The following is a 4,655-nucleotide window of genomic DNA, read 5'->3' on the forward strand; positions in this document are numbered from 1 at the left end:
TATTCGTCAATACCCGTCGCGGCGCCGACCGTGTCCACGGTTGTCTGCAGGGCAACGATTTCCAAGCGGCGATCCTCACCGGCGACATCCCGCAACGGCAGCGCCTCCGGCTGTTCCAGGATTTTTCCCAGGGGGTGCTGCCAATCCTGGTGGCCACGGACCTGGCGGCGCGCGGCCTGCATATCCCGGAAGTCAGCCACGTTTTCAACTACGACCTGCCGTTTCAGCCCGAGGATTACGTGCACCGCATCGGACGCACCGCCCGCGCCGGGGGCCGGGGAGACGCAGTGAGCCTGGCCTGCGAGGAGTACGTATATTCCCTGCCGGATATCGAGCAATTTCTGGGCTACAAGCTCCCGGTGGAGCCCGTCGCCGACGAACTGCTCGCCGTGCTGCAACCGCCCAAGAGGCGGCGCCGGCCCAGGGAGGGCGCCGCCCGCGGCCGGCGTTCCGGGCCGCGCCGGCCCGGAAGCGGCCCGCGCGGTTTCTAAGAACTCGGGGGGCACGCGGGCGCCAGTATGCGCAACAGCCAGGCGCGGATCTCGAAGAGCTCCTGTGGGCATACCGTGTGCGGCATCGAGTAATCGCGCCACTCTACCCGGTAATCCAACTCCTGCAGGCGCCGGCGCGATCTTTGCGCCAGGGAAAGCGGCACGACGGGATCGAGTTGGCCGTGCAGCATCAAGATCGGAGTCTCCCGGTTTTGCGGCGCGGCCTCGCTGGCCAGGCGGTCGGGCAGGGGCAGGTAGGCGGACAGCGCCAGCAGGCCGGCCAGTGGCCGCGGATAGCGCAAGCCGGCGTACAAGGCGACGGCGCCGCCTTGCGAGAAACCGGCCAGCACGGTCCGGGAGGAATCAATGCCGCTCTTCGCCTCTCCTTCCAGCAAGGCATGGATTCGCCTTGCCGATTCCCGGAAGCCTTCCTCGTCCTCGTCGTGGCTGATGTCGGTGCCGCGCACATCGTACCAGGCCCGCATCCGCAAGCCGCCGTTTACGGTAATCGGCCGTTCGGGGGCATGGGGGAACACGAATCGAAGGCCCAGGTCCCGCGGCATTCGCAGCTCCGCGGCCACGGGAGCGAAGTCCCCGCCGTCCGCTCCCAGCCCGTGCAACCAGAGCACAGTCGCGCGGCTCGGGCCTGTCGGTTCCAGCAGGATTGCTTCTTGTTCGATCTCCATATCGGACGCCTTTCCCAAGCGATTGTCCGTAGCCTTGAGGCAACTTCGTTACTCTCCCGGCGCCGCTTTCGGGTGCCGCTCTCCCGGGCGTATCGGCATGTGATATGCTCGGCGCATTCCCCGGTGCCGCGAGACCGCCCGCGATCATAATGCAGTTTTCCCGCCTTGTCTGCCGCCGTCTTTGCCAGGCCGTTTTAGCCTTTGCGGTCCTGGCGGCGGCCTGCGGGCAAAAGGGCCCGCTCCGTCTGCCGCCGGAAGCGGGACTTGGGGCGGAACTTGGGGCGGGACCCGGGGCGGGAGGGGACGCGGCGGCCCGGATGCATGCCCGGATGCATGCGCAAGCGCCGCGGGAGCGGACATGGCGCCATTTCGACGGATAGGCGGCCTTCTGTACGCCGAGCAGGTCGCCTTGGATGCGATCGCCGCCCGCTACGGCACGCCTTGTTACGTCTATTCCCGTGCTGCGCTGGAGCGGAACTGGAGGCGCTTTGACCAGGCGCTGAGCGGGTGCCCCCACCTGCTCTGCTACGCAGTCAAGGCCAACTCCAATCTGGCGGTGTTGCAGGTGCTCGCCCGGTTGGGGTCGGGTTTCGACATCGTCTCCGGCGGCGAACTGCAACGGGTGTTGCGTGCCGGCGGCAAGGCGGAGCGCACCGTGTTCTCGGGGGTGGGTAAGCGCGACGACGAACTGCGCATGGCCCTGGAGGCCGACATCCGGTGTTTCAATGTGGAGTCCGTGGCCGAGCTGGAGCGCTTGGCGCATATTGCCGCGGCGCGAGACGGCTGCGCCCCCGTAGCCCTGCGCGTCAACCCGGAGATCGAAGCCGGGGCTCATGCGCACATCGCGACCGCCGCCAGCGGCAGCAAGTTCGGCCTGCCCTGGAAACAGGTGCCGGAGCTTTGCCGCCGGGTGCGGCAACTCCCCGGAGTGCGCCTCGATGGGCTGGCCTGCCATATCGGTTCCCAGATCGTCTCCCTGAGGCCGTTCCGGCAAGCGATGCGCAAGCTCCTGGGGTTGGCGGAGTCTCTTGCCGCCGACGGTTGCCGATTGCGCCACCTGAACCTCGGCGGCGGCCTCGGCATTCGTTACCGTGCCGAACGGCCGCCGTCGCCGGCCGTTTACGCGGCTGCCCTGGCCGCGGAAAGAACAGACGACTCCCTGGAGTTGGTATTGGAGCCCGGCCGTGCCGTCGCCGGTCCGGCGGGCATCCTGCTGACCCGCGTCGAGTACCTGAAGCATGGGCCGGAACGTAATTTTGCCGTGACCGACGCCGCCATGACCGAATTGCTGCGCCCCGCTCTCTACGATGCCTGGCACGAGATCCTGCCCGTGCGCGAGGGCGGCGACGCCCCCCGGCGGCGCTACGACATCGTTGGCCCGGTCTGCGAATCCGCCGACTGTCTGGGCCGGGACCGCGCGCTGTCCCTGCGCGAGGGCGACCTGCTGGCGCTCTGCGACGCGGGCGCCTACGCGGCGGTTATGGGTTCGAATTACAATTCGCGGCCCCGGCCCTGCGAGCTGTTGGTGGACGGAGACGCGGTCCGCGAAGCGCGCCGCCGCGAGACGATCGAGGAGTTGATGGCGAAGGATTTTCTCCCTTTCGAGTCCGCCGGCTAAGGCATTTGGCATCTCCGCCTGCTCTCTGGAGCGGGCGGCGTATGGTACGCGCCGTACTCCTCTGCGGTTCGTCGCGTACTTTTCCGGTGCATATGCGGCGGCTGGATGCACCGCATGGGTGCAGGCGCCGTCGTATTTTGCCTGTTGCCGCCGGTTGTTCACGGCAAGGATGCCTGCGGGAGGATGCGGGAGCGACGCGGGAATCGGGCGGCGCAGGCGAGGCATGGCACGAAAAATGCTCCTCCAGATTGTCGGCGGAGTTCGACGAGGACCGGAACGGCGCCGGCATTTTACTGTTACCTTTTACCGACCGCGGAGGAAGAAACCTCATGTCTCAGGAGATCAAGAAACTCATCGGCGAACACAACGTTAAATTCGCGGACCTGCGTTTTTGCGACACCCTTGGCAAGGAACAGCACGTTACCGTTCCGGTCTCCCAACTCACCGCGGGGTTCCTAGAGAACGGCAAGCCCTTCGACGGCTCCTCGATCGCCGGCTGGAAAGGGATCAATGAATCGGACATGCTGCTGATCCCCGACCCCGGGACGGCGGTGCTGGATCCCTTCTACGAAGAGGAGACCCTGCAATTGCGTTGCGATGTCGTGGAGCCTTCCACCATGCAGGGATATGCGCGGGATCCCCGTTCCCTGGCCAAGCGGGCCGAAGTGTATTTGCAATCCACCGGGATCGCGGAGCACGCCTATTTCGGTCCGGAGCCGGAGTTCTTCATCTTCGACGAGGCCCGCTGGGGCGACAGCATCAACGGCGGTTTCTGGCAGGTGGACTCGGAAGAAGGGAGTTGGAACACCGGCACCCGGATGGAAGACGGCAACCTGGGTCACCGGCCGCGCGTCAAGGGCGGCTATTTCCCGGTGCCGCCGGTGGACTCCATGCAGGACATCCGCTCCGCCATCTGCGCCACCCTGGAGGATATGGGGGTGCCCGTGGAGGTGCACCACCACGAAGTGGGAACCGCGGGCCAGGCCGAGGTGGACACCCGCTACAACACCCTGACCCGCAAGGCCGACGAACTCCTGATCCTCAAGTATGTAGCCCAGAACGTGGCCCATGGTTTCGGCAAGACCGTCACCTTTATGCCCAAGCCGCTGGTGGGCGACAACGGCAACGGCATGCACGTGCACCAATCCCTGGCCAAAGGAGACCGCAACGTATTCGCCGGTGAAGGGTACGGCGGGCTGTCCGAAACGGCCCTGCACTACATCGGCGGCATTTTCAAGCACGCGCATGCTCTTAACGCCTTCACCAACGCCGGCACCAACAGTTACAAACGGCTGGTGCCGGGCTTCGAGGCGCCGGTGTTGCTCGCCTACTCCAGCCGCAACCGCTCGGCGGCGTGCCGCATCCCCTGGAGCAACGACCCGCGGGCCCGTCGCGTCGAGGTGCGCTTTCCCGACTCCAGCGGCAACCCCTACCTGGCCTTCGCCGCCATGCTGATGGCCGGCCTGGACGGGATTCAGAATCGCATCGCCCCCGGCGAACCTCTGGAAAAGAACCTCTACGACCTGCCCCCCGAGGAGCAGGAGGGCGTACCCACCGTGGCCGGCTCCCTGGAGCAGGCGCTGGAGGCCCTGGACCGGGATCGCGACTTTCTCAAGGCCGGCGACGTCTTCAGCGACGACCTCATAGCGGGCTACATCGAGTTGAAGCGCGCGGAGGCCGAACGCCTGCGCATGACCACGCACCCGGTGGAGTTCGACCTCTACTACAGCCTGTAGCAGCCGCCCGCCGACAGGCGCCCTGCGTGACGCGGGGACCACGGCCTTGGCGGGAGAGTTTGTCCGCCTCGCGCGATGACGGCGGAAACCGTCTTCCCATCGCTCCCCCCCAATCACTCCCCCC

At 66.6% G+C, this 4,655-nt stretch carries 3 protein-coding genes and 1 pseudogene; 3 read left to right on the plus strand and 1 reads right to left on the minus strand.

All coding sequences use genetic code 11. The features are described 5' to 3' along the window. A pseudogene (locus tag OXU43_03820) lies at positions 1 to 293 on the plus strand (C-terminal helicase domain-containing protein). Between the two features lie 194 nt (positions 294 to 487). On the opposite strand, the gene OXU43_03825 reads toward OXU43_03820, so the two are convergent. After that, positions 488 to 1,177, minus strand: coding sequence for an alpha/beta fold hydrolase (locus tag OXU43_03825; protein MDD9824285.1), 690 nt, complete (start codon positions 1,175 to 1,177; stop codon positions 488 to 490). Between the two features lie 358 nt (positions 1,178 to 1,535). Here OXU43_03825 and lysA point away from each other — a divergent pair, with 358 nt between their 5' ends. Both lysA and glnA read left to right on the plus strand, forming a co-directional pair. Further along, on the plus strand, positions 1,536 to 2,795 hold the full coding sequence (gene lysA / locus OXU43_03830; GenBank protein ID MDD9824286.1) for a diaminopimelate decarboxylase: 1,260 nt from the start codon (positions 1,536 to 1,538) through the stop codon (positions 2,793 to 2,795). Positions 2,796 to 3,124: 329 nt separating this feature from the next. Continuing rightward, the gene (glnA, locus tag OXU43_03835; protein MDD9824287.1) at positions 3,125 to 4,531 is read left to right on the plus strand and encodes a type I glutamate--ammonia ligase; all 1,407 of its coding nucleotides are present in this window, start codon (positions 3,125 to 3,127) and stop codon (positions 4,529 to 4,531) included. The last annotated feature ends 124 nt before the right edge of the window (positions 4,532 to 4,655 follow it).

It is taken from the genome of Gammaproteobacteria bacterium, assembly GCA_028817255.1.
GTDB classification, from domain to species: domain Bacteria; phylum Pseudomonadota; class Gammaproteobacteria; order Porifericomitales; family Porifericomitaceae; genus Porifericomes; species Porifericomes azotivorans.

Excerpts from the sequence above, each read along its gene's own strand:
- glnA (MDD9824287.1), top strand. The coding sequence starts at position 3,125 with ATGTCTCAGGAGATCAAGAAACTCATCGGCGAACACAACGTTAAATTC.
- OXU43_03825 (MDD9824285.1), bottom strand. The coding sequence starts at position 1,177 with ATGGAGATCGAACAAGAAGCAATCCTGCTGGAACCGACAGGCCCGAGC.
- lysA (MDD9824286.1), top strand. The coding sequence starts at position 1,536 with ATGGCGCCATTTCGACGGATAGGCGGCCTTCTGTACGCCGAGCAGGTC.